Source organism: Vreelandella titanicae, assembly GCF_014697095.1.
GTDB lineage: Bacteria > Pseudomonadota > Gammaproteobacteria > Pseudomonadales > Halomonadaceae > Vreelandella > Vreelandella titanicae.
Genome location: NZ_CP059082.1, coordinates 2,815,834 through 2,839,377 on the forward strand (window position 1 = coordinate 2,815,834; position 23,544 = coordinate 2,839,377).

Genomic DNA, 23,544 nt, shown 5'->3' on the forward strand with positions numbered 1-23,544 from the left:
GCTGCTTATCGGCTAGGGCAAGCCTCGCCTTGGTTAACATCAATCAGCTCTTCAGTAGGGAACTCCAGCTCGGCTGCTCGCTGACGCAGGCGTCCTTCTGTCGCGCTATCCATTTCCGCTGTACGTGAAAGTATCCACAGGTAGTCGCGGTTAGGGCCTGCCACCAACGCCCATTGGTACTCCTCATCCAGCTCAAGGACGTTATAGCCGCCGTAAAAGGGGCCAAAGAAGCTTACCTTTAAGCGCCCAACGCTTTCATCGTCAATAAAGTAGGCGCGGCCTTCAGCCTCATCCCACTCTTGCTCTTCAAGGTTGTAACCACGGTTGATTACTCGAACACCGCCATCATCGCGCAGGCTGTAAGTAGCGGTCACGCAATCAAGACCGCGTTCAAAGGAGTGATCCAGGCGGGCAATTTCGAACCACTGGCCCAGGTAGCGGTCTAGCTCAAAGTCTGTTATTGGCTGCGTGCCATCCGGAATGCCAGTGCAGCCGGTGAGTAGGGTCATACTAACGATGCTGCTTCCTAGCAGGGTTTTCATTAACGCGCTCCTTGGCGATGATTCGAGGGTGATCGACTATGGTTAGTGCTATCTGTTGCTATTTTGCCATACAGCAGGAGAAGGCAGTGATGGAGTGTTTTCGTTTACATAACAAATAAAGGAGTGTGTATGTGGTGCCAACAAGAGATTCATTTGCCCGAAATGGCGCGCGGCTTTCATTTGATTACGGATGATGTGGCCCGCGCACTGCCTTGTTTAAGTGACTGCCAGGCTGGCATGCTGCATTTACAGCTGATGCACACTTCTGCCTCGTTAACGCTCAATGAGAACACTGATCCGGATGTGCGCCACGATTTAGATGCTTTTCTGCGTCGACTGGTGCCCGAAGATTTACCCTATTTCCGCCACACCCTGGAAGGGCCTGATGATATGCCAGCCCATGTAGCCGCCAGCCTGCTGGGTACACAGCTAACGCTGGCGGTGCGCGATGGACGCCTGGCTTTAGGTACCTGGCAGGGCATATGGCTGGGAGAACACCGCAATCAGGCTGGGCCACGTCGATTACTGGCCACCCTAAACGGGTGTGAAGCGCGCTAGCTTGGCGCGCCACCTCGACTCAGCGTTGCTGTATAGTGGTTAATAACCTCATATTATCTTTGAAAAAGCGCTTTTAAATGCCACGACGCTCCTTTCTTCGCCTTTCCCGACAGCGCAGGTTGCGGCTGTTCTTTTTTCTTAATCTTGCTCTGGTGACTGGGCTAATTGCTCACCAAATTTGGTTGTATGTAGCAGAACCCAAATTTGAGTCGGTGCATACCCTTGAAGTGGCGAATATTCGCGAGGTGTTGAAGGAGCGAACCGACTATCGCTTTGCGGTGGTGGGCAATATCAATAACTCGGTGAGCGTGTTTCAAAAGGAGATTGTGCCGCTCATCAATCAGAGCGGCATCGATTTCCTGATTTCCGCTGGGAATGCCGTCAATAGTGGGCAGCAGGAGAGCTACCAGGCGATTTATCAGAGTCTGGAGCAGCTCAATGTCCCTTACTTACTCACCTACGGTGAAAATGAAGATAGCGATTTCGGTAGCTATCTGTTTTACGAATATTTTGGGCCGCACTTTTACTCGTTTGTAGCGGGCAATAGCCACTTTATCTTTCTTGACGGTACCGGCAAGTCCTCTACCTCCTGGCAGCTTGATTGGTTGGAGCGTGAGCTTACGGCCTCAGAAACACAGCATCGGTTTCTATTTGTTGGTTTGCCGCTGCACAACGTAGTGAGCGACGCGCCGCTGTTTGAAGCGGACAATTATCTCAATGATTCTCGCTTAGCCGATGGCATTATGGCGCTGGCAGAGGAGCATGACGTTGACACCGTATTTTCCGCCAACTTAACGCTCTTTTCCCAGCAGACGATTAATGGCGTGGATTACGTGACCACCGGAGGCGCGGGAGGCATCCTCATCGATGCCGATAGTAGCTTTCACCACTACGTCATCGTCAATGTAGAGGGTGAGAATGTCGCTATTGCGCCGGTGCGATTAAATGTGGATAGCCCTGGCTGGTGGCGGATGGTGAGTAGTGTGGCTTCCACGGTGTATGCGTTTTTCTACGTTAGCTATACGCGGTTTTTGCTGATTGTGGGTATGTTGACTCTGCTCGCACTGCGCTTATATCGGCTAATTTTCGAAGATCGCGACTACTATCCTGATTTTGATATCGACCCAACGCCTTTCCTGGGTAAATCTCTGCGCGTAGCGATGATCTCTAATAACTACTTTCCTTTTGTATCGGGGGTATCGGTCTCGGTGGATCGCCTGCGCAATGGCTTATGTGATCTAGGCCACACCATCCAACTGTTAGTGCCGCGCTACCGAGAAACGTGGCAGGACGACAGCTCAATAAAACGCATCCCCACGCTAATGGCATTTGGGCAGAAGGGCGAGTTCCGGTTAACCAATCCGTTCAGTGCGCGTTTTCGTCGTTGCCTGCGTGGGTTTAAGCCGGATGTTATTCACGTTCATCATCCCTTTTGGCTCGGCTCCATGGGCCTGTTTATGGGGCGTCGGCTCAAGGTGCCAGTGATCTACACCTATCACACCCGCCTGGAGCACTATGCCCACTTCGTGCCGTTGCCCGGTGCGCTGTTCCGTAATTTGATTTCCCATACCCTGATCAAGCGCTTCTCTAATCGCTGCCAAGGAGTGATTGTGCCGACTTACTCCGCCGAGGAGTATCTGCGCATGATTGGCGTGAAAACACCCTCGCTGGTACAGCCCACAGGCATTGATGTAGCACGCTTTTCACACGTTGAGGAGAGTGAGTTGGAAGCGCTGCGCGAGCAATTAACTATCGACCCTGCAAGTAAAATATTGATCAGCGTCTCGCGGATTAGTAAGGAGAAAAACATTGGCTTTATGCTGGAAGCCCTCGCCGAGCTTCAGTCACAGGGGCACGATGATCTTCATCTGCTACTGATTGGTGATGGGCCAGACCGGGAGGCGATTCAAAACCAAATCGATACTTTGAAGCTGACCTCGCAGGTCACCCTGGTAGGTGCGGTACCGCCGGAGCGCATGGCGCTTTATTACCATCTAGGCGATATATTTGTGTTTGCTTCGACCTCAGAAACCCAGGGTATGGTGATTCTTGAAGCAATGTCGGCGGGGTTGCCCGTCGTGGCGGTGCGCTCCAGCGGTATCGATGATGTGGTGCGGCAAGGGGTCAATGGGTTCAAAACACCGCAAAATCGTCAGGCCTGGGGGCAAAGGGTGGTTGAGTTAAAAGATAACGCTGAGCGACGCCGGGAGTTGGGTAAGCAGGCCAGCCACTTTGCTGAGGAGTTTGATATTGCCAACTTTGCCTCAGCGGTGGCGGGCTTTTACGCCGAAGTGCTGGCCAAATATCACTCGCCTTCGCGGTGAGGCTGTTTTTTTGCCGCTTGGCGGCGGTTAGCATAGCGTTTAAGGCCTATTAACAAGCTAACGCCAGCCGCTAGCCCGACAGCCGCTAAGATGATTTCTTTGGTCGAGGCAGCGGTGAACAGTGCGCCTAGCTGGCTGCCCAATAAGATCACCGCTGCCAGCCCCGGTACGATGCCCAGGGTGGAGCCGATCATATAGTCGCGAAACTTAAGGTGAAAAGCGCCCGCCAGCATATTGGTGAGCGTGAACGGGGCGAGTGGCAGCAGGTTAATCACCGTCATGGTGCGAATGCCGCGCTTGGATAAGTAACCCGATAGGCCACGCAGATGACGCCCGCCATAACGCATAAGCGCCTCACGGCCTAACCAGTGGCCTACCCAGTAAGACACAATCGAGGAGGTCAATGTGCCTAGCGTGGCGTACACCAGCCCCCATATCGGGCCAAACAGTAAGCCAGTCACCACCACCAGTAGGCTAAGTGGAAACATCACCAGCAAGGCACTGGCATAAGTGGCCATTACCGCAGCAAACATCCAGGGCGCGGTACGCCACTGGCGAATGTAAGCGATAAACTCGCTAAGGCGCGCCTGGGTGAGTAGGTCGTAGCGCTGCAGTACCTGCCACATGACGCCCAGCAGCACGACGATTACCAGCAGGCCTACGCCCTTACCCAATGTCCGCGACATGCCCACTCCCATCGGCTAAAAAAGCGCTAGCATACGCTAGCCGTCCAATGGGATGAAGGCGCTTTTCCATTAAGTGCAGTTGTTAATCAGCGGTTTATTAGTTGTTGAGCTGGGCTTCAATGACCGGCCAAGCGGGGTCGCCGTCAGTGGTGGTGACGTCTGCCAACATTGCTTCAATGCGTTCTGGGTGGTCGTTGATCCACTGTTCGGCGACGTCGGTAAGATCCTGCTCTTCCTGGCCAAACGCCTGAATCATCCAGCTCTGCTCTTCAGCCGAAAAGGTAAACTGCTCAAAGAACGTCACTACGTTGGGGGTGGCTTCAGCGTAGTCACTGCGCAGCAGCGTCAACACATCGCTTTCACCGTTGTTCTCACCGAACAGGTCTTCAGGATCTTCCAGGTAGCGCATGGGCAGTTCAAGGTTCATCCAGTGGGGCGTCCAGCCTACCCAGACAATCGGTTCCTCACGGGAGATGGCGTCACGTGCAGCGGAAAGCATGCCCACTTCACTGGTATCGACGACCTGCCAATCACCTAACCCCCAGGTGTCGTTGTCAATGGCGTTGTGAAGAATCTCACTGGCAGCAGAGCCTGCGCCGAAGCCATAGATTTCACCCTCGAACTGCTCGCGATTTTCGTCTAGATCAGCAAAGCTCTGAATGCCACTCTCATACAGATATTCCGGCACCGCCAGGGTCATTTGCGCACCATCGACGTTATTCGCCACGTCAATCAGTACACCCGACTCCTTGCGAGGATTGAACATCTCACGCTGGGCGGGCAGCCAAGCCCCTAGGAAGGCGTCGATATCGCCGCTTTCAATACCTTGGTAAATCACCTGTAGGCCGATTTCCTGGGTGCTGGTTTCGTAGCCGAGTGGGTTTAATAGCTGTTCGGCGATGGCCGTTTTTACTGTAATGCCGGGCCAGGCGGGCACACCGAAATCGAGGGTTTGGTCGTCGGCGTGAGTCGCTGAGGCAAATAGCGCGGTAGTGGCGAGGGCAATGCCTGAGGCGAGAGGCTTGAGGTGTGTCATAGGATCTCCTTGCTAGGTTTTTGTCTGATAGGTGTTGTTGTTAAACAGTGATTATTGAATACCGCTAAACGTTACGGGCCAGCACGCGGAGGCGTGAAGCCAGCATGTCGCGGTCTAAATAGGTGCCCTGTAAATGGCGTGCGCCGCTGTTAGGGTCGAACTCGCGTCGCCCGTGGAGTACCCGGCGATTATCAAAAGCGACCATTTGACCAGGGCGAAGGGTAAACTCTAGCTGGTGCGCTTCGCTGTGGAACAGCTTCCACAGTAGCGCGTAGGCGCTGTACCAGGTGTCCATCTGCTCTACCGGTAGGTGAAGGGCGTCGCGAATCCAGTTATTCAGGCGCATCTCAACCAGGTTGCCTGCGCTATCCAGAGTGATCACCGGTGCCCGCATTGAAATATCGTGGGTTTCATCCTGAAAGCGAAAATCAATCGGTGTTTCGCTAAGAATCGTTAGCGCTTCTGGAGACTCCTGGCGTAGCGCTTCTACGACCCGAGCGCCATCAGCAAATAACGATTCGCCGCCGCTGGCACCGTTTTGCAGGCAGTAGAGCAACTGAATGTCTGGCGGTTGGCGCCAGTTGGGTAAATCGATATGCAATGGCAACCCTACCGCGGTATAAGCCGCGTTGTTGGGATTGGGTTTGGAGCGCACATCAAATCGGGCGCCAAAGTTGGTGGCGCGCAGGGGCCCAATACGTTCAGCTAAGCGGCTCACTTCCTCTTCTACCAATGGGCCGTCGGTAATCAGTGCCAGCCCGTCGCGTAGCATGGCGGTTAGCCAGGCTTTCTCGCCTAGAGGGGTTAAAAAATCGCTATGGCTGATGTGCTCGGGAGTGAAGTTATCGACCCAAGGCTTAGCGTTGGGTACCGCAGAAGTCAGCTCGGCTTCCGGGCGGCGCTGGTAAAGCCAGCCGCTATGAAAGGCACTGACATGACCATCTTGCCATTGCAGGTGTAAGTGCCCATCTAGCAGAGCAACGCTGGGTGGCTCAGTGATGGGTTCAAGCGGCAGGTAGAGCCTTTCCCGGGTCTGCGGATGCCGGCAGGCCGGGCAGGCGCAGTGGTCGCGCAGCCAGAGCAGGGGCAGAGTGGTTTTTTGACCATCTAGCCACTCAAGGGCAATGCCATTGTGGGCAAGCGTCGCTTGAGTGAGTACCGGGCCCGCTTGATAAGGACTTAATTCGCCCATCTCAGGGGTGTTTGCATGGGGGGGCGTTAAGGTGGTCTCTGCTGTGCTGTTCATTAAAACTCCGATTCGCTCCCTCTGTGGCATTACGTAGGGGTGTGCGTTTGTGCCAACCAGGATGCGGAGTAGCCGCAGCAGTGACAAACGATTAATCTGACCCCTAAGACATCATTTAATTTATAGGTCTCTTTTTCATGAGCCAATTACCGCCATTGTTATGGCTACAAGCCTTTGAATCTGCGGCGCGTACCTTAAGCTTTACCGCTGCAGGCAATGAGCTTGGGGTTACCCAAGCGGCCATCAGCCAGCGCGTCAGGCTGCTGGAAGACCGGGTGGGGCAAAAGCTCTTTGTTCGTCATGCACGCAGCTTAACGCTTACCCCCGCTGGGCAGGCGTGGCTGCCGAGCATTCACGATGCGTTTGTGCGTATTAGTGAGGGCACCCTGGAGGTCTTTGGCAGCACCTCTGAGCAGCCAGTGACGCTGCGTGCCACGCCGGTTATTCAGCAGTCGTGGCTGGCGCCGCGTTTAATTGCCTTCCACCGGGCTCATCCCCAGGTGTCGATTCGTGTAGTAAGTGCTATCTGGCCCGATGACTTTGGCCCCGAAGGGGCGGATATCGAGATTCGCTATGGCAAAGGGGAGTGGACGGGCGTTGAAATGCAGCCGCTAGGCGAAGAGCAACTGCTGCCCGTTTGCTCGCAGGCGTTAGCGGACACGCTTACTGCGCCGAGCGATCTGGCTGGGCATACGCTGCTGCACGCTGTCGGTTTTGGCGTGGGGTGGCCGGGGTGGCTGCAGGAAGCGGGGGTTGCTCACCTGGAAGCGCAGTGCTGGTCGCTCACTTGCGATAACCAGGTGATGACACTGGCGCTTGCTAGCCAGGGCGGTGGCGTTGCGTTAACTCACCGACGCTTAATGGAGCAGCGTAGCGATTTGGTGGCGCCTTTTGAGCTCAGTGTGCCCAGCGATGAGCGCTTCTGGTTGGTTCGCCCTAGCCGGCGCCACGTTAGCGACGAATCCGAGCTGGTATGGCGGGGGCTTTGCGATTCAATGTGATAAGTGGTTATTGCTGTTTTAAAGTCTTTTCACCAATTTCCTTGCCATTTTGGTGCAGCCGTGAAAAATGATGCGCTTTCATTGTTTAAAAAGGCGTGATCTTCATGGACTTTACTCTCCCTCCGTTGCTGACATCGCTGGTGGATCGCGGCAACGGCTTGCTCTGGGGCAGCGTGCTGATTTATCTGCTGATTGGCGCGGGTCTCTATTTTACTGTGATGACACGCGGTATTCAGCTGCGCTATTTCGGCCATATGTTTAAGCTGCTGGGCAGCTCCCGACAATCAAACGGCGGTATCTCTTCGTTTCAAGCGCTCTCAACCAGTCTGGCGGCCCGAGTCGGTACCGGTAACCTGGCGGGTGTCGCGGTGGCTATTTATTTTGGTGGCCCTGGGGCCATTTTCTGGATGTGGATGACCGCAATGGTTGGGATGGCGACCAGTTTTGTGGAGTCCACCCTGGCTCAGGCGTACAAAACAGACCACGGCGACAACACCTTCCGCGGCGGCCCTGCGCGTTATATTGAGCGTGGTTTGGGCTTGCGCTGGCTGGCTGTGCTGTTCTCTATCTGTTTGATCATTGCCTTTGGGTTAGCGTTCAACAGCGTTCAGGCCAACTCTATCGCCCAGGCCATGGAACAGGCGTTCGCCATTCCCACCTGGGCCATGGGGTTAGTTTTGATGGCTGTTGTGGCGCCGATCATCTTCGGCGGTTTGAAGTCGATTGCCAAGGTGGCTGAACTGGTGGTTCCGCTCATGGCGCTGCTCTACTTAATTCTGGCGCTGGTGGTAGTCGGGTTGAATATCAGTGACTTGCCCGCAGCGATCATGACCATTGTGCGCAGTGCATTTGGCTTTGAGCAGGCGGCCGGTGGGGCAGTAGGCTACGCGGTATCCCAGGCGATTATGAACGGCATTCAGCGCGGGCTGTTTTCCAATGAAGCGGGGATGGGCTCAGCGCCCAATGCCGCGGCCACGGCCTCTACGCGGCCAGATCATCCTGCTGCCCAGGGCTTTATTCAGATGCTCGGGGTGTTTCTGGATACCCTAGTGATCTGCACAGCCACGGCGGCGATCATCATTATGGCGGGGCCGGAGCTGATGGCGGGCGATGAGAACAACGGCATTCAGTTGACCCAAATGGCGCTTTCCAGCCATGTGGGCGATTGGGGCGGTATGTTTATCGCGGTGGCGATTCTGCTGTTTGCGTTTACCTCGGTGATTGCCAACTACTCCTACGGCGAGTCCAACATTGAGTATCTGGCCGGGCGCCGCGCCCCGGTTGCCGTGTTTATTTACCGCTTAGCGGTGCTGGCGATGATTATGATTGGCTCGGTGGCAAGCCTGGGGGCGATTTGGAACTTCGCCGACCTCTCTATGGGTATGATGGCTATTATTAACCTGGTCGCTATTCTGCTTCTCTCGCCAGTAGCTTTCGCACTCTTCCGCGACTACGAAGCGCAGTTGAAAGCGGGCAAAGAGCCTGTGTTTGATCCCAGCCTTTTTCCCAAGCTGGTTAATAAAGTCGATCCCAAGGCCTGGCCCAAGAAGTAATCAAGCTTAAGAAAACGAGCTATAGCCATTTAAACCACTGGCTGTGCCCCGCCTCGCATTTTGCGTCGCGGGGCTTTTTATTGGCCGTCACATGATTCGATTTAATCGAATACAAGTCGTAAAACGTTGCGCTTTTGCTTCTTGGAAAGCGCCGTAGAATAGCTTCCAATCCTTCCCTGTACATTTTGGAGCTTTCAATGACGACTCGTGCCCTGGTAATTACCTCTTCTATTCTGGCTGAAAACGGCCAATCCATTGCGTTGGCTAATCGCTTTATCGAGCAGGCGAGCGCCCGCAACGATGTAAACGTTACTCAGCGTGACGTGGTGAAAACCTCGCTCCCTCACTTGGATATTAGCGAACTGGGGGCTTGGCAGGTGGCGGCCGCAGAGCGTACCGCTGAGCAGCAGGCGTTAGCCGCGCGCTCGGACGAACTGCTGACTGAGCTGCGCACCAATGATGTGCTGGTCATTGCGGTACCGATGTATAACCTGGGTATTCCTTCACAGCTGAAGGCGTGGTTTGACCGTGTTCTGCGTGCCGGTGAAACGTTCCGCTATACCGAAAACGGCCCGCAAGGGTTGGTAGAAGGCAAGCGAGCGATTATTCTGGCAGCGCGGGGTGGTCAGTACGCGGGTACGGAATTTGACAGCCAAACACCACACCTGAAAGCCATGCTGGGGCTGATGGGAATTAAAGAGGTTGACGTGGTCTATGCTGAAGGGCTGAATTTGGGTGAGCAGCAGCGCGAAGCTGCAATAAAAGAAGCTTTCCAAGCGATCGATCAATTGGTTGAGGGGCTTTAAGCGCGTTTAGAAGCGCTCTCAAGGCATATCTCAAAGCATAGAAGGATAATCACATGGCTCGGCCGGAATTACTTGAACAGATCTACACCATTGTCGATCAAATTCCGCCGGGGCGTGTGACCACCTATGGTCGCATTGCCGCCATGACCGAAGGCGCCACGCCGCGCATGGTGGGTTCGGCGATGCGCCACCTGCCGGATGGCCATCAGTTGCCCTGGCACCGCGTGATCGCATCGTCTTTGAAGCTTGCCGATCACGGCGGCGCCGAACGCCAGCACCGCAAATTACGCGATGAGGGGGTGTTGTTCGATGCCAAAGGACGAGTGCCCGCGCACCTTGTTTGGCCTGATTAACCGTTTAAGGCACTTTTAGAAACGATAATGCCGCCCAACTTGGGCGGCATTATCGTATTTACGAATGCTTTTGATGAATGCGTATCTGTGACGGGCGTTGGTGATGCGCTTTACACCTCACTCCTCACATTTAACGCCTCACTTTTTCCCCGCATTTAACCCCTCAATCCTCCAAATTAGCACCCGATTTCCACGACCAGTCGCGCCAGCGTAGGTCAAACAGATCCTTGCGGCGGTCTTTAAGGTTGGTCACCGAACCTTCGGCACGTACTACCGTGAGGCGAGTGAGATCCAAGTCCGAGAAGAAGATCATCTCGGTATTGGGCGTGGTTTCCGCCAGCACTGCATCGTGGGGGAACGCGAAGTCAGACGGCGAGAACACCGCTGATTGGGCGTACTGGATATCCAGGTTTTCAATCGAAGGCAGGTTGCCAACGCTGCCGCAGAGCACCACGTAGCACTCATTTTCGATCGCCCGCGCCTGACTGCAGTGGCGCACGCGCAGGTAACCGTTTTTGGTGTCGGTCCAGAAGGGCACAAACAGAATGTCCATATCCTGGTCGGCCAGCAGTCGGCCCAGTTCCGGAAACTCCACGTCGTAGCAGATCAGGATGCCCACGCGGCCAGCGTCGGTATCGAACACCTGTAGCTCATCGCCGCCCTCGATCACCCAGTCGCGACGCTCTTGAGGCGTAATATGCAGCTTGGCCTGGCGCTCAACGGTGCCGTCACGGTGGAAGAGGTAGGCGATGTTGTAGAGTCGGTCATCGTCACCCACTTCAATCATCGAGCCGCCGACAATATTGATATTGTAAGAGACCGCCATACGCGACAGTTCAGACTTAAAGCGCTCGGTGAAACCGGCTAAAAAGCGAATCGCGCCCATTTGATCCTGCTGGGCGGCGCGGTCTTGGAGGCCCATCAACGGCGCGTTGAATAGCTCAGGGAAAACGGCAAAGTCACTTTGATAGTCGGAGAGCGCGTCTACGAAGTACTCGATCTGCTGAAGCGCGGCTTCCACCGACGAAAACTCACGCATCTGCCACTGCACCGCACCCACCCGTACTTGGGTCGGTTTGTTGTCGAGCACACTGGCAGCGGGCTCAAACAAAATGTTGTTCCACTCCAACAGGGTGGCGTAACCGCGAGACTGCTCATCTTCAGGCAGGTATTTGCGCAGTAGGCGCTTTACCTGAAAATCGTTGGCCTGCTGGAAAGAGAGAATCGGGTCGTAGATCTCTTTGCGCGAGACTTTATCGATGTATTGGGCAGGCGTGAGTTCATCGGCGTGCTGGTGATACTCAGGAATACGCCCACCGGCTAAAATCGCCCGTAGGTTCATTGAGCGACATAGCTCTTTACGCGCTTCGTAAAGGCGGCGGCCCAGGCGATAACCGCGGTAATCTGGGTGAATCAGTACATCCAGCCCGTACATGGCGTCGCCATCCTCGTCATTGAGGATGATCTCGCGATGGCCAATCAGGTCATCGTACTTATGCGGGTTGGAAAATTCGTCGTAATCCACCTGAACGGTGAGTGCTACGCCCACCAGAAGGCCATCGTCTTCAATCGCGATTTGGCCGTCGGGGAATTCCTGAATTAATTTGTCAATGGTGCGCTTTGGCCATGCTCCGCCGATATCGTGATAGACGGCGTCCATCAATGCCTTGAGCTGATCGTAGTCATCGCTCATTAGGTTGCGCAGATTAAGATGCAGTTCTTCCAGGGACATATCAGGGCTTCCCAGCGTTAGAAATCGACAGCCATTCTAGCATTATCGGGCGCTGCTCGGCTTATCCGAGGTTAAACCACGTGCTAACGGGCGTGTCAGCGTTTGCGCCATAATGACACCCGCCAGTATCAGCAGCCCACCGGTAAAGTGGAACCCTGCCACTTGTTCACCCAAGAAGGCCATCGCAATCAGTGCGCTAAACAGTGGCATTAGGTTGATGAAAATACTCGATTGATTGGCACCGATCTGGCGAACCGCGCGCATCCACAAAAAGGTGGTGATGATCGAGGCAGGAATGCCCGCGTAGACAATCAGGCCGATATTCTGACTATCAATAGGTGTCATTGGCCCCATCAAATAAGGCGGTAACAAGAACAGCACCGCAAAACAGACCTGGGCGTAAAGCATGACCCAGGGCGGTAAATTCATCGACCAGCGTTTGAGCATCACCCCATATAGCGCGTAGCAAGTGGCTGCTACCACCATCAGCGCATCACCAAGGGCAACCTCTAGCTGTAGCAGCGAGAGCGGATTACCACGCCCTAGCAGAACGGTAACCCCCACGAAGGCCAGCACGCCGCCCACAATGCCGCCCAGGGTCGGCGGCTCGCGAAGAATCAGCGCGCTCAGCAGTACCGTTAACAACGGCACCATGGCGGCGAGAATCCCCATGTTGGTAGCGGTCGTCGTTTCTGCCGCCACATAGGCCAGCCCTTGCCATAGGCCCATGCCGAGTAGTCCAAGCAGCGCTAGCTTAGGCCACTGGCGGCGAATTTCGTCGCGGTGGCGTAACGCTGCAGGGAGTACAAACGGGGTCATCACCGCAAGGGCAAGCAGCCAGCGTAAAAAAGCGATACTGCTTGGCGCGATGGCGCCTACGCTAAGCTGATTAATGGTCATATTGCCCGACCAGATAAGCACGGTGGCGAGTGGCGGCAAAAAATACATCAAGGGCATAGCAACGGTTCCTTATCGTTAGCCGGGTAATGTGACGCGAATTTGCACACTGGGCAAGGGGGAGAACGGCAAACCTGGCAATATTCAGATAGGTAAAGGTCTGTACGTTGCGGCGAGTATGTCATACGCTTGTTTGAATGCGTTTTAACACTGTTACTAATAATACCAAGGAGTACCGTGATGACCCGTGCGCCCGCCTATCCGCACCTTTTTCGCCCGCTGACCATTGGCCATTTGACGCTGCCCAACCGCGTTTTGATGGGCTCTATGCATACCAATTTGGAAGAGGCGCCCAATGGCTTTGAACGCTTAGCGGCATTTTATGCCGAGCGTGCGCGGGAGGGGGTTAGCCTGATCGTCACCGGCGGTATTGCCCCTAATGCGGAAGGCGCCGTATTCCAGGGCGCCCACGCGCTCGTTGATGAGGCGCAGTTGCCAGAACACCGCCAGGTGGCAGACGCGGTGCATGCTGAGGGCGGTCATCTGTGCATGCAGATTCTTCATGCCGGGCGCTACGCCTACTCGCCGGATTTGGTAGCACCTTCGGCTATCCAGGCGCCGATCAATCCCTTTATGCCTAGAGCACTTTCTAGCGATGAGGTTGAGCAACAAATTGCTGACTACGTTCGCTGCGCAAGCTTAGCCAAACAGGCGGGCTACGATGGCGTTGAGATCATGGGGTCAGAAGGTTATCTGATCAATCAGTTTATCTGTCAGCGTACCAACCAGCGTGACGATAAGTGGGGCGGGGCGTTTGAAAACCGGATGCGTTTTGCCGTTGAGATCGTGCGCCGTGTTCGCGAAGCGGTGGGTGAACGATTTGTGATTATCTTCCGCCTCTCGATGATTGATTTGGTCGAAGAGGGCAGCACCTGGGAAGAGGTCGTCACGCTGGGCCAGGCGATCGAAGCCGCCGGGGCGAACGTGATCAACACTGGTATCGGTTGGCACGAAGCGCGGGTGCCCACCATTGTGACCAGCGTGCCCCGCGCTGCCTTTACCGAGGTGACCCGGCGGATCAAATCAGCGTTGTCGATTCCGTTGATTACCACCAACCGTATCAATATGCCTGAGGTAGCCGAGCGCGTACTAGCGGCGGGCCACGCGGATATGGTCTCCATGGCGCGGCCTTTCCTGGCGGATCCTGCCTGGGTACGCAAAGCCGAAGAGGGCCTGGCTGAAGAGATCAATACCTGTATCGCCTGTAACCAGGCCTGCCTGGATCACACCTTTGCCGGAAAGCTGACCTCCTGTTTGGTCAATCCCCGTGCCTGTCATGAAACCGAGCTTGTGATAGAGCCCGCGCAAACCCTTAAACGCGTCGCTGTAGTGGGCGGTGGGCCCGCGGGTCTGGCAACGGCCGTGACAGCCGCTAGCCGCGGACACAGCGTGGTGCTGTTCGAACAGCGCAGTGAGCTAGGCGGGCAGTTTAACTACGCGCGTAAGATCCCCGGCAAAGAGGAGTTTAATGAAACCCTGCGCTACTACCGGGTGATGCTGGAGAAATATGCGGTAGAAGTACGTCTAAACACTACGGCAAGCGCAGAAACCCTCGCCGCTTTCGATGAGGTGGTCATGGCCACCGGCGTTAAGCCCCGGGAACTCAATCTTCCAGGTCACGACCACGGCAAGGTGTTGAGCTACGCCGAAGCGATTGAATCTCCCGAGCGTGTTGGGCGTAAAGTAGCGGTGATTGGCGCGGGAGGTATTGGTTTTGATGTGTCCGAACTGCTGGCCCACCAAGGCCACCCAGCCTTGGACATTGCCGACTGGTGCGACGAGTGGGGCGTTGATTTGGCAGTCGGCGAGCGGGGCGGTTTAAAAGCGCCGACGGCTCCAGTGGTTCCCCGCGAAATTGTCATGCTCCAGCGTAAAACTTCCAAGCCTGGCAAGTATCTGGGGAAAACCACCGGTTGGGTTCACCGCGCATCGCTTAAGCAGCGGGGAGTGAAAACTCTCACCGGCTGCGAATACCTCAAAATCGACGACGAGGGGCTGCATATTCGCCGCGATGGCGTTGACCAAGTACTTGCCGTGGATAGCATTGTGGTGTGCGCCGGGCAGGAGTCAGTGCGCGATCTACTGGCGTCGTTGGAGCGCGCACGGGCGGTGGTACATATAATCGGCGGCGCGGATGAAGCTAGCGAACTGGATGCCAAGCGGGCAATTGAGCAGGGCACTCGATTGGCCGCTAGCCTATAGGCTGGATAGAGTAAATTTCATAAATCCCCATTCACCATGTTCGAGGGCAGGTTGAAGCGAGGGTCTTTCGCCATGGATGGCGAAAGTAGCGTCCATGGACGGATTCACAGCGCCCTCGCGGAAACCTGCCCTCGGCCACCGACGTGTCCCGAGATAGTTCTGTGTAGGTGAGTTGAGCGGGTGACGTTAGCCCATAAATGGCGATAGACTAAATGACTAATCTAGTTATTAAGAATAGCTAGATATTAAAGGCGCGAGTGGCACCCAGCTCGCGCCGTTCGATCGCCAGATAAAAGGACTGTCGTCATGACCTCGGAGTGTAGCCCGCGTTTTTTAGCCAGTGATAACACCTCCGGTATCTGCCCGGAGGCGATGGAATATCTACTAGAAGCCAATCGTTGCGATGACTTGGCCTACGGTAACGATCTCTGGACAGCCCGTGCCGCGGATCGCTTTCGCGAGATGTTTGACTACGACTGCGATGTCTTCTTCGTTTTCAACGGCACCGCCGCTAACTCCCTGGCACTCTCTGCAATGGGACGCAGCTACCACAGCGTTATTTGCCACGAGCTGGCGCATATCGAAACCGACGAGTGCGGCGGTCCAGAGTTCTTCTCTAACGGAGCGAAGCTGCTGACCTCTCCGGGTGCCAATGGCAAGCTAACGCCGGAAGGCATTGAGGCGCTGGTCACCAAGCGCAGCGATATTCACTACCCAAAACCTAAAGTGGTATCGCTCACGCAAGCCACCGAAGTGGGCACGCTCTACTCCCGGGAAGAGCTCATGGCGATTCGTGCCATTGCCGATAAACATGACTTGCGCTTGCACATGGACGGCGCCCGCTTTGCCAACGCTTGCGCCAGTCTAAATGCCACTCCCGCAGAAATTACCTGGCAGGTGGGAGTGGATGCGCTGTGTTTTTCGGGTACCAAAAACGGCTTAGCGTTTGGCGAAGCGATTCTGTTCTTTAACCGTGAATTAGCCGAAGATTTTTCCTACCGCTGCAAGCAGGCAGGGCAGTTGGCTTCCAAGATGCGCTTTGTCTCAGCGCCGTGGTTAGGGCTACTAGAAAGTGGTGCCTGGTTAACCAACGCACAGCACGCCAACGAGATGGCGCGCTACCTATCGGAAGGGCTGCAAGCGCTACCCGGCGTATCGCTAATGTTCCCTACCCAAGCCAATAGCGTGTTCGTTGAATTGCCGCCCCACGCTATTGAAGCGTTGAAAGCTAAAGGCTGGACCTTCTATACCTTTATTGGCGCAGGTGGCGCGCGTTTTGTATGTGCGTGGAACACCACCGTTGAATTGCTGGATGGTCTATTGGCCGATATTCGCGCGGTACTTGAGCGTTAAAGCCGTCAGTTACTCTCTTTTTTGCCGCTGTTGGGCGCTTTTGACCTAGTGATGTCGCTGCCTAAAGCAGCTACATCACTGCTTTAGCGCTTTGCGTTTATTTGAGATGCTTGGACTAACGCAACTATTCGTCTGAATAATTCTCTTATCTATATCGCTGCTGCGTTGAAGGTTTTAGTCATCACTTTTTGCTAATGCTGACTACGCTAAAAAAGCGACACCTCGTTTGGCACGCCGTTGCGAAACATTTGGCTTGACGGTGACTGCCTGGGGATGGGCCACAGGAGAGTTTCATGAGCATCTTTGATCACGTTCAAGACCGTTTTTCCCGCGTTCAGCAAGAGGACATGAGCCTGGAGGAGTATCTGGCGCTTTGTCGCCGTGATCCGAAGGTTTATGCCAGCGCCGCCGAGCGCATGCTGGAAGCCGTAGGCGAGCCTGAAGTGATCGACACGGCGAAAGACCCGCGTCTATCACGTATTTTTTCCAATAAAGTGATTCGTCGCTATCCAGCCTTTGCCGAGTTTCACGGTATGGAGGAGGCCATTGAGCAAATCGTCTCCTACTTCCGCCATGCGGCTCAAGGGCTTGAAGAGCGCAAACAGATTCTCTATCTGCTTGGCCCTGTGGGCGGCGGTAAGTCGTCGCTGGCAGAGCGTCTTAAGCTGCTGATGGAGCGGATTCCGTTCTATGCCATTAAAGGCTCGCCGGTCTACGAGTCGCCGCTTGGCTTGTTCTCACCCGAAGAGGACGGCGAACTGCTCGAGAAAGAGTACGGTATCCCACAGCGCTATTTGCGCAGCGTAATGTCGCCCTGGGCGGCAAAACGGCTGAATGAGTACGGCGGCGATATCTCCCAGTTCCGGGTAGTGCGTTTGTACCCATCACGGCTTAACCAGATCGCTATTTCCAAAACCGAGCCAGGGGATGAGAACAACCAGGATATCTCGTCGCTGGTGGGTAAAGTCGATATTCGCCAATTGGAGCTTTACTCCCAGGATGATCCGGATGCCTACAGCTTCTCCGGCGGTTTATGCCGTGCTAACCAGGGGCTGATGGAGTTTGTGGAGATGTTCAAAGCGCCGATCAAGGTGCTGCATCCACTGCTTACCGCGACGCAAGAGGGTAATTACAACCCCACCGAAGGCATGGGGGCGATTCCCTTTGATGGCGTGATCCTGGCCCACTCCAACGAGTCGGAATGGCAGGCGTTTCGCAATAACCGCAATAACGAAGCGTTCCTTGACCGGGTTTATATCGTCAAGGTGCCTTATTGTTTGCGGGTTACTGAAGAGATCAAGATCTATCAGAAACTGCTCGAAGACTCCTCGCTTAACGCCGCGCCCTGCGCACCGGACACGCTGCGCATGCTGGCCCAGTTCTCGGTACTGTCACGGCTAAAAGCGCCGGAAAACTCCAATATTTACTCGAAAATGCGCGTTTACGACGGTGAAAATCTGAAAGACACCGACCCTCGCGCCAAGTCGATTCAGGAGTACCGCGACGCCGCAGGCGTTGACGAGGGTATGCAGGGGCTTTCCACCCGCTTTGCATTCAAGATTCTTTCTAAGGTATTTAACTTCGACAGCACCGAGGTGGCCGCTAACCCAGTCCATTTACTTTATGTGCTTGAGCAGGCGTTGGAGCGTGAGCAGCTGCCATCGGAAGTGTTTGAGCGCTACTTGGGCTTTATCAAAGAATATATGGCGCCTCGTTACGTGGACTTTATTGGTAAGGAGATCCAGACCGCTTACCTCGAATCCTACAGCGAGTATGGCCAGAATATCTTTGACCGCTATGTGACCTACGCAGATTTCTGGATTCAGGATCAAGAGTATCGTGATCATGAGACCGGTGAGTTGCTAGACCGCCAGGCGCTCAACGAAGAGCTGGAGAAAATCGAAAAACCCGCGGGTATCTCGAATCCCAAAGACTTCCGCCACGAGGTGGTCAATTTTGTGCTGCGGGCGCGGGCGCAAAACAACGGTATGAACCCGAGCTGGCAGTCCTATGAAAAGCTCAAGGGCGTTATCGAGCACAAAATGTTCGCCAATACCGAAGAGCTGTTGCCGGTGATTTCGTTCAATGCCAAGGCTTCTCGCTCGGATCAGAAAAAGCACGAAGACTTTGTGGCGCGGATGGTCGATCGCGGCTACACCGAAAAACAGGTGCGGTTGCTATCCGAGTGGTATCTGCGCGTGCGCAAGTCCCAGTAATGGATGGTGTGCTTAAGATGAGCGTTTAAGGAGGTCGTATGACCTACTTTATTGATCGAAGGCCGAACGCGAAACATAAAAGCGCGGTGAACCGGCAGCGCTTTTTGGAGCGCTACCGTAAGCATATCAAGCGCTCGGTTGAAGAGGCCGTTAACCGCCGCTCGATTACGGATATGGAGCGTGGTGAGAACGTTTCGATACCGGCAAAGGATATCTCCGAGCCGGTCTTCCAGCATGGCCCGGGTGGGGCGCGTAATATCGTTTCACCCGGTAATAAAGAGTTTGTCGCCGGTGATAAAATCCGCCGCCCCAGTGGGCAGGGGGGCGGTGGTGGCGCAGGCGAGGGCGGCCCCTCTAATCAGGGTGAAGGCGTCGATGAGTTCGCTTTTACGCTGAGCCGCGAAGAGTTTTTGGAGTTTGTTTTTGACGGTTTAGAGCTGCCCCATTTGCAGCGCAAACCGTTGAAATCGCTTGAAGAGGTCAAAATGGTGCGGGCGGGGCTCTCCCGGGACGGTGTGCCGTCGCGGATTAGCATTACCCGCTCTATGCGCGAAGCCTATGCTCGGCGCATTGCTATGCGCGCACCGATTAAACGGGCGTTAAGAGAGGCGATTGATGCCCTGGAGGCCGAAGAACGCAAGGACACGGTGCTGCGTAATCCCACCCGCATTGCCGAGCTGAAAGCCGAAATTGAGCGCCTGGAGAAGCGCATCGCGGGCGTACCGTTTATTGACACCTACGACCTGCGCTACCATCAACTAAGCGCCCAGCCGCAGCCCTCCAATCAAGCAGTGATGTTTTGCGTCATGGATGTCTCCGGCTCGATGACCCAAAACCATAAAGACATCGCCAAGCGGTTTTTCCTGCTGCTCTATCTGTTCTTGGAGAAGCACTACGAGAAAGTCGAGCTGGTTTTTGTGCGCCACCATACGGCCGCCCGCGAGGTTAGCGAGGAGGAGTTTTTCTACTCAAGGGAAACCGGCGGTACGATTGTTTCCAGTGCGCTGAACCTGGTGAATAAAATCATCGAAAAGCGCTATCCCGTTGGCCAATGGAATCTGTATGTGGCCCAGGCGTCCGATGGTGATAACTGGGATGATGACTCGAATATTTGCCGCGACTTACTGGTCAAACAGTTGATGCCGCAGCTGCAATACTACGCCTACGTTGAGATCACGCCCCATGACCATCAGTCCCTGTGGCATGAGTACGAAAGTGTGGTGAAAGAGTTCCCCGAGCGCTTTGCCATGCGCCAAATTGTGGAGGCGGGCGATATTTATCCGGTCTTTCGTGAACTGTTTAAGCGCCGCTTAAGCCAGTCCTAGTGACCTTGTATACAGGTTAGTGACCGCGTGTAGAGGAGGGGGCTATGAGTGCGACCCGCAAGCGTAAGCCGATTGCCACCGGCTCCGATTGGAACTTCAGTGTACTGGAGCGTTTTGATGCGGAGCTGGCCAGGCTCGCTGATGAGTATCGGCTAGATACCTATCCTAATCAGATAGAAGTCATCACTACCGAGCAGATGATGGATGCCTATGCGAGTGTAGGCATGCCGGTGGGCTATCACCACTGGTCGTTCGGCAAGCAGTTTCTAGCCGTCGAGCAGGCGTACAAGCGTGGCCAGATGGGTTTAGCCTATGAACTGGTGATCAATTCCGACCCCTGCATCGCTTATTTAATGGAGGAGAATACGCTGATGATGCAGGTGTTGGTGATGGCTCACGCCTGCTACGGCCACAACTCCTTTTTTAAGGGTAACTACCTGTTTCGCACCTGGACCGATGCCTCTTCAATTGTTGATTACCTGGTGTTTGCGCGTAAATATATCGCCAAGTGTGAAGAACGCCACGGCGTGCAGGCCGTTGAGCAGTTACTGGATGCTTGCCATGCGCTACAAAACTATGGGGTCGACCGTTACAAGCGGCCCTCGCCGATCTCTGCCGAGGAAGAAGCGAAGCGCCAGGAGGAGCGTGAAAGCTACCTGCAAACCCAGGTGAATATGCTCTGGCGTACCATTCCTGAGGCACCTATCAGCGATTCACCGCTGTCAACGGGGGGCCTGCATGCTGACGATGACCCATTGGGCTTGCACAGCGGCGGCCACTATCCTCCGGAACCTCAAGAGAACCTGCTCTACTTTATTGAAAAAAATGCGCCGCTGCTGGCGCCTTGGCAGCGTGAGATCGTGCGGATTGTGCGCAAGTTGGCGCAGTATTTTTATCCTCAGCGGCAGACCCAGGTAATGAATGAGGGCTGGGCGTGCTTTTGGCACTACACGCTGATGAACCGGCTCTACGATGATGGCAATGTCGATGAGGGATTAATGCTGGAGTTTCTACAGTCTCATGCGGCGGTCATTAACCAGCCAGCGTTTGATCATCCTCACTTCAGTGGGATTAACCCCTATGCCCTTGGCTTTGCAATCTTTATGGATATTAAGCGGATCTGCGAAGCACCCACCGATGAGGATCGCGAGTGGTTCCCTGATATTGCAGGCACTCCGTGGCGGGAAACGCTGGAGTTTGCGATGCGCAACTTCAAGGATGAGTCGTTTATTCAGCAGTTTTTATCGCCGAAAGTAATGCGCGACCATAAGCTGTTTTTGGTGGTGGATGACGATCAGGTGGAGACCCTTGAAGTCGCAGCAATTCATAACGAACAGGGCTACCGCCAGGTTCGGGAAGCGCTTGCCACTCAGTACGCGCTCTCTGTCCGCGAACCCAATATTCAAGTGGTTGAAGCGGCTATTCGTGGGGATCGCTCGCTAACACTCCATCACGTGCAGGATAGTCGCCGCCCATTAGGCCGCAGTGTTTATCCGGTGATTCGCCATCTACAGCAGCTATGGGGCTTCCCTGTTCATCTTGTCTCTTTGGAAGAGGGACGGGTAACGCGGCGTTTTCATTGGCCGGTAGAGGATGAAAGCCCGGCTTCTTAGTTGCTAGTGTGACTAAAACAAAACTACCCCGCTCAAATGGCGGGGTAGAGGTGCTTATACGACTATCAAGTTTTAAATGCTTAAGCCTGAGCAGTCCAGGATTGGCACCAGCCAGCGGGTGCTACGCTATTCTCCGGAAATAGCTGGCAACCCTCAGTGTCTGCATTAAAGAACATGCAGTTATCGCAGCGTTCGCCCTCTTCATAAGCGGGATGATCGCTGGCCTCACTGGCGTCTTCTACATAGTTAAGCGCTTGGGCGTTGCTTGCGGAAGGATCAAGACGCGGCAGCTCTTGGGCGAAAGCAGTTTTAGAAAGAATGCCAGCTCCCAGTGGAAGGGCTGCAAGACCCAACATGCTGTTGCGCATAAAGTCACGACGGCTCTTATTAGCCATGATTTCTCCTTATCGTCACGGTCTGACGTTTGGTCACGTTGTTGGGTGGTTATCCACCTCTTTGTGCTCCGCGTAGTCTTATAAGCCGGAGCTCTCTGCTACATCTTTCAATCAGTTGTATTTTCGACCTACTATTTTTTTCAACCTACTACAATTTAGGCCAGCCGTTTTCAACCCTATTCTTAAACTACATGCTAGCGGATGTATAAGGGTTGTGCGAATAGTGCTGCTGGAATAGCGACAATTGGTCACGCTGTCGCCGGGTGCTGCGCTCGCTTCCTCGTCGCTGCTATACTCTGCCCAGCTTTGACACTACTTTTATGACCATTTTCTCTTAAGGGGCGCGCCATGCAAAACGCAGTCATTTTAATCAATACCGATAAAGGCCAGGTCAAGGCCGTGGCCGAGCGCTTGGCCGATGTGGAGGGCATTAGCGAGGTGTACTCCACCTGCGGCCGCTACGACTTAGTGGCCATTGCTCGCACCCGTGATTTTGAAAGCTTGGCTGAATTGGTGACTGAGCGCCTGAACGCCGTAGAAGGTATCAGCGATACAGAAACCCTGAATGCCATGCAGGTTCACTCCCGCCACGATCTTGAAACCATGTTCTCTTTGGGTTGGTAGCCCTTTATTATTTGGTTACACACAAAGCGTTCACGAACGCAGTGAAAATGAAAAAGCGCTAATGTAAGCATTTAACAAGGGGAAAGTCTGTTGGGAACATCGCTTTTGAGCTGGCGTCGACAGGGGCGACGCCTGGGCATTACTGTGCTTTTTGTGGTAGTTGGCACAGGGCTGTGGGAGTTTCAGGAGCGCCAGCATAAAGATGCTTACACCTGGATGGGGGTGCCCACGTGGGAGGAGTTTCGCCCCACTACGATGCACCGAGTGCTGCGCAATGATGGCTACTTGGTAGGCTGGTCCGATGTGCGGGTCAATCCGCTATGGGTAAGTTATCAGGTTGAAGCAGTAGACGACTCGAGCATCGGCCCAAGGCCAAATTTTCAAGCCGATTGGCGCACGCTATGGCCGATAGGCACCGACAGCTACGCCGGTAGCGGTTACGACCGAGGCCATTTAGCACCCAACTACGCCATTGCAGCGGTGCATGGGCGCAGCGCTCAGGTCGATACCTTCCTAATGAGCAATATGTCTCCGCAACGGCCCAATCTGAACCGACAGCTCTGGCAGCGGTTAGAAGAAACGGTGATGGATCACTTTGCGCCACGCTTTGAAAGGTTGCAGGTGATTACCGGCCCCATTTACCCAGAACACTTTATGGATAACGTGTTCAACCGGGTGGGGCTGGTCGAAGTGCCTTCGGCTTTTTACAAGATCATAGTGGCGCCCCACAGCGAGGCACCATTGGCGTTGGCGTTCATCATGCCACAAGACGTTCGGGGCAATGAGCCGCTGGATGACTATTTGGTGACCATCGATGAGATTGAGGCACGCACAGGGCTTGACTTCTTCCCCGACCTGACACCACAGCTTGAGGCTGTACTGGAAGGTGAGCTGCGTATACAAGGGTGGGCGCTGGAAGATGTAGCAAAGCGGCCGGGGCGGTATCAATAGTTGTCGAATGCCTTTTGTATCCAAGCCATATTGTTCCGCTTTTCTATTTCTCACCCTAAATTAATGACATC

20 protein-coding genes are annotated in these 23,544 nt (G+C 54.6%); 13 read left to right on the forward strand and 7 right to left on the reverse strand.

Annotation, left to right across the window (positions count from 1 at the left end):
• Positions 1-5 precede the first annotated feature (5 nt).
• Positions 6-542, reverse strand: a complete 537-nt coding sequence (locus HZS52_RS12980) for a lipocalin family protein (protein WP_190372926.1) — start codon at positions 540-542, stop codon at positions 6-8.
• Between the two features lie 129 nt (positions 543-671).
• Between HZS52_RS12980 and HZS52_RS12985 the strand changes: the two genes are divergently transcribed.
• Together HZS52_RS12985 and HZS52_RS12990 are read left to right on the forward strand one after the other, a co-directional pair.
• Complete coding sequence (locus HZS52_RS12985) at positions 672-1,100, forward strand: secondary thiamine-phosphate synthase enzyme YjbQ (protein ID WP_022522705.1); 429 nt, start codon at positions 672-674, stop codon at positions 1,098-1,100.
• Between the two features lie 77 nt (positions 1,101-1,177).
• A complete protein-coding gene (locus tag HZS52_RS12990; RefSeq protein WP_022522706.1) occupies positions 1,178-3,424 on the forward strand; it encodes a glycosyltransferase in 2,247 nt (748 codons plus the stop codon).
• On the opposite strand, the gene HZS52_RS12995 is transcribed toward HZS52_RS12990, so the two are convergent.
• From HZS52_RS12995 to HZS52_RS13005, 3 genes are all read right to left on the reverse strand, one after another.
• Entirely contained in the window at positions 3,406-4,110 is a 705-nt protein-coding gene (locus tag HZS52_RS12995; protein ID WP_022522707.1) for a TVP38/TMEM64 family protein, read from the reverse strand. The two genes, HZS52_RS12990 and HZS52_RS12995, sit on opposite strands and share 19 nt — an antisense overlap.
• A 97-nt stretch (positions 4,111-4,207) precedes the next feature.
• Positions 4,208-5,146, reverse strand: coding sequence for an ABC transporter substrate-binding protein (locus tag HZS52_RS13000; RefSeq protein WP_190372927.1), 939 nt, complete (start codon positions 5,144-5,146; stop codon positions 4,208-4,210).
• Between the two features lie 64 nt (positions 5,147-5,210).
• Positions 5,211-6,392: a TauD/TfdA family dioxygenase gene (locus tag HZS52_RS13005; RefSeq protein ID WP_190372928.1), complete on the reverse strand. Its 1,182-nt coding sequence runs from the start codon at positions 6,390-6,392 to the stop codon at positions 5,211-5,213.
• Positions 6,393-6,529: 137 nt separating this feature from the next.
• Between HZS52_RS13005 and HZS52_RS13010 the strand changes: the two genes are divergently transcribed.
• From HZS52_RS13010 to HZS52_RS13025, 4 genes are all read left to right on the forward strand, one after another.
• Complete coding sequence (locus tag HZS52_RS13010) at positions 6,530-7,393, forward strand: LysR substrate-binding domain-containing protein (RefSeq protein ID WP_022522709.1); 864 nt, start codon at positions 6,530-6,532, stop codon at positions 7,391-7,393.
• A gap of 104 nt (positions 7,394-7,497) precedes the next feature.
• Positions 7,498-8,946 carry an alanine/glycine:cation symporter family protein gene (locus HZS52_RS13015; protein WP_022522710.1) on the forward strand — a complete coding sequence of 483 codons (1,449 nt, stop codon included), beginning with the start codon at positions 7,498-7,500 and terminating at the stop codon, positions 8,944-8,946.
• A gap of 197 nt (positions 8,947-9,143) precedes the next feature.
• Positions 9,144-9,752 carry an FMN-dependent NADH-azoreductase gene (locus HZS52_RS13020; RefSeq protein ID WP_022522711.1) on the forward strand — a complete coding sequence of 203 codons (609 nt, stop codon included), beginning with the start codon at positions 9,144-9,146 and terminating at the stop codon, positions 9,750-9,752.
• Positions 9,753-9,805: 53 nt separating this feature from the next.
• Entirely contained in the window at positions 9,806-10,105 is a 300-nt protein-coding gene (locus HZS52_RS13025) for an MGMT family protein (protein WP_022522712.1), read from the forward strand.
• 163 nt (positions 10,106-10,268) lie between these two features.
• On the opposite strand, the gene HZS52_RS13030 is transcribed toward HZS52_RS13025, so the two are convergent.
• Together HZS52_RS13030 and HZS52_RS13035 are read right to left on the reverse strand one after the other, a co-directional pair.
• Positions 10,269-11,837, reverse strand: a complete 1,569-nt coding sequence (locus HZS52_RS13030) for a bifunctional GNAT family N-acetyltransferase/carbon-nitrogen hydrolase family protein (protein ID WP_027960135.1) — start codon at positions 11,835-11,837, stop codon at positions 10,269-10,271.
• Between the two features lie 42 nt (positions 11,838-11,879).
• On the reverse strand, positions 11,880-12,794 hold the full coding sequence (locus tag HZS52_RS13035) for a DMT family transporter (RefSeq protein ID WP_009287651.1): 915 nt from the start codon (positions 12,792-12,794) through the stop codon (positions 11,880-11,882).
• 180 nt (positions 12,795-12,974) lie between these two features.
• Here HZS52_RS13035 and HZS52_RS13040 point away from each other — a divergent pair, with 180 nt between their 5' ends.
• From HZS52_RS13040 to HZS52_RS13060, 5 genes are all read left to right on the forward strand, one after another.
• Complete coding sequence (locus HZS52_RS13040; protein WP_190372929.1) at positions 12,975-14,996, forward strand: NADPH-dependent 2,4-dienoyl-CoA reductase; 2,022 nt, start codon at positions 12,975-12,977, stop codon at positions 14,994-14,996.
• 306 nt (positions 14,997-15,302) lie between these two features.
• Positions 15,303-16,349, forward strand: coding sequence for a threonine aldolase family protein (locus HZS52_RS13045; RefSeq protein WP_009287653.1), 1,047 nt, complete (start codon positions 15,303-15,305; stop codon positions 16,347-16,349).
• Positions 16,350-16,642: 293 nt separating this feature from the next.
• Positions 16,643-18,565, forward strand: a complete 1,923-nt coding sequence (locus tag HZS52_RS13050; protein ID WP_009287654.1) for a PrkA family serine protein kinase — start codon at positions 16,643-16,645, stop codon at positions 18,563-18,565.
• Between the two features lie 38 nt (positions 18,566-18,603).
• Positions 18,604-19,890 carry a YeaH/YhbH family protein gene (locus HZS52_RS13055; protein WP_009287655.1) on the forward strand — a complete coding sequence of 429 codons (1,287 nt, stop codon included), beginning with the start codon at positions 18,604-18,606 and terminating at the stop codon, positions 19,888-19,890.
• A gap of 44 nt (positions 19,891-19,934) precedes the next feature.
• On the forward strand, positions 19,935-21,503 hold the full coding sequence (locus HZS52_RS13060; protein ID WP_190372930.1) for a SpoVR family protein: 1,569 nt from the start codon (positions 19,935-19,937) through the stop codon (positions 21,501-21,503).
• An 80-nt stretch (positions 21,504-21,583) separates the two neighbouring features.
• On the opposite strand, the gene HZS52_RS13065 is transcribed toward HZS52_RS13060, so the two are convergent.
• The gene (locus HZS52_RS13065; RefSeq protein ID WP_022522716.1) at positions 21,584-21,898 is read right to left on the reverse strand and encodes a high-potential iron-sulfur protein; all 315 of its coding nucleotides are present in this window, start codon (positions 21,896-21,898) and stop codon (positions 21,584-21,586) included.
• 348 nt (positions 21,899-22,246) lie between these two features.
• Here HZS52_RS13065 and HZS52_RS13070 point away from each other — a divergent pair, with 348 nt between their 5' ends.
• Both HZS52_RS13070 and HZS52_RS13075 read left to right on the forward strand, forming a co-directional pair.
• The gene (locus HZS52_RS13070; protein ID WP_008958975.1) at positions 22,247-22,522 is read left to right on the forward strand and encodes an Lrp/AsnC family transcriptional regulator; all 276 of its coding nucleotides are present in this window, start codon (positions 22,247-22,249) and stop codon (positions 22,520-22,522) included.
• A gap of 105 nt (positions 22,523-22,627) precedes the next feature.
• Positions 22,628-23,473: a DNA/RNA non-specific endonuclease gene (locus HZS52_RS13075; protein WP_223827923.1), complete on the forward strand. Its 846-nt coding sequence runs from the start codon at positions 22,628-22,630 to the stop codon at positions 23,471-23,473.
• Positions 23,474-23,544: the final 71 nt, after the last annotated feature.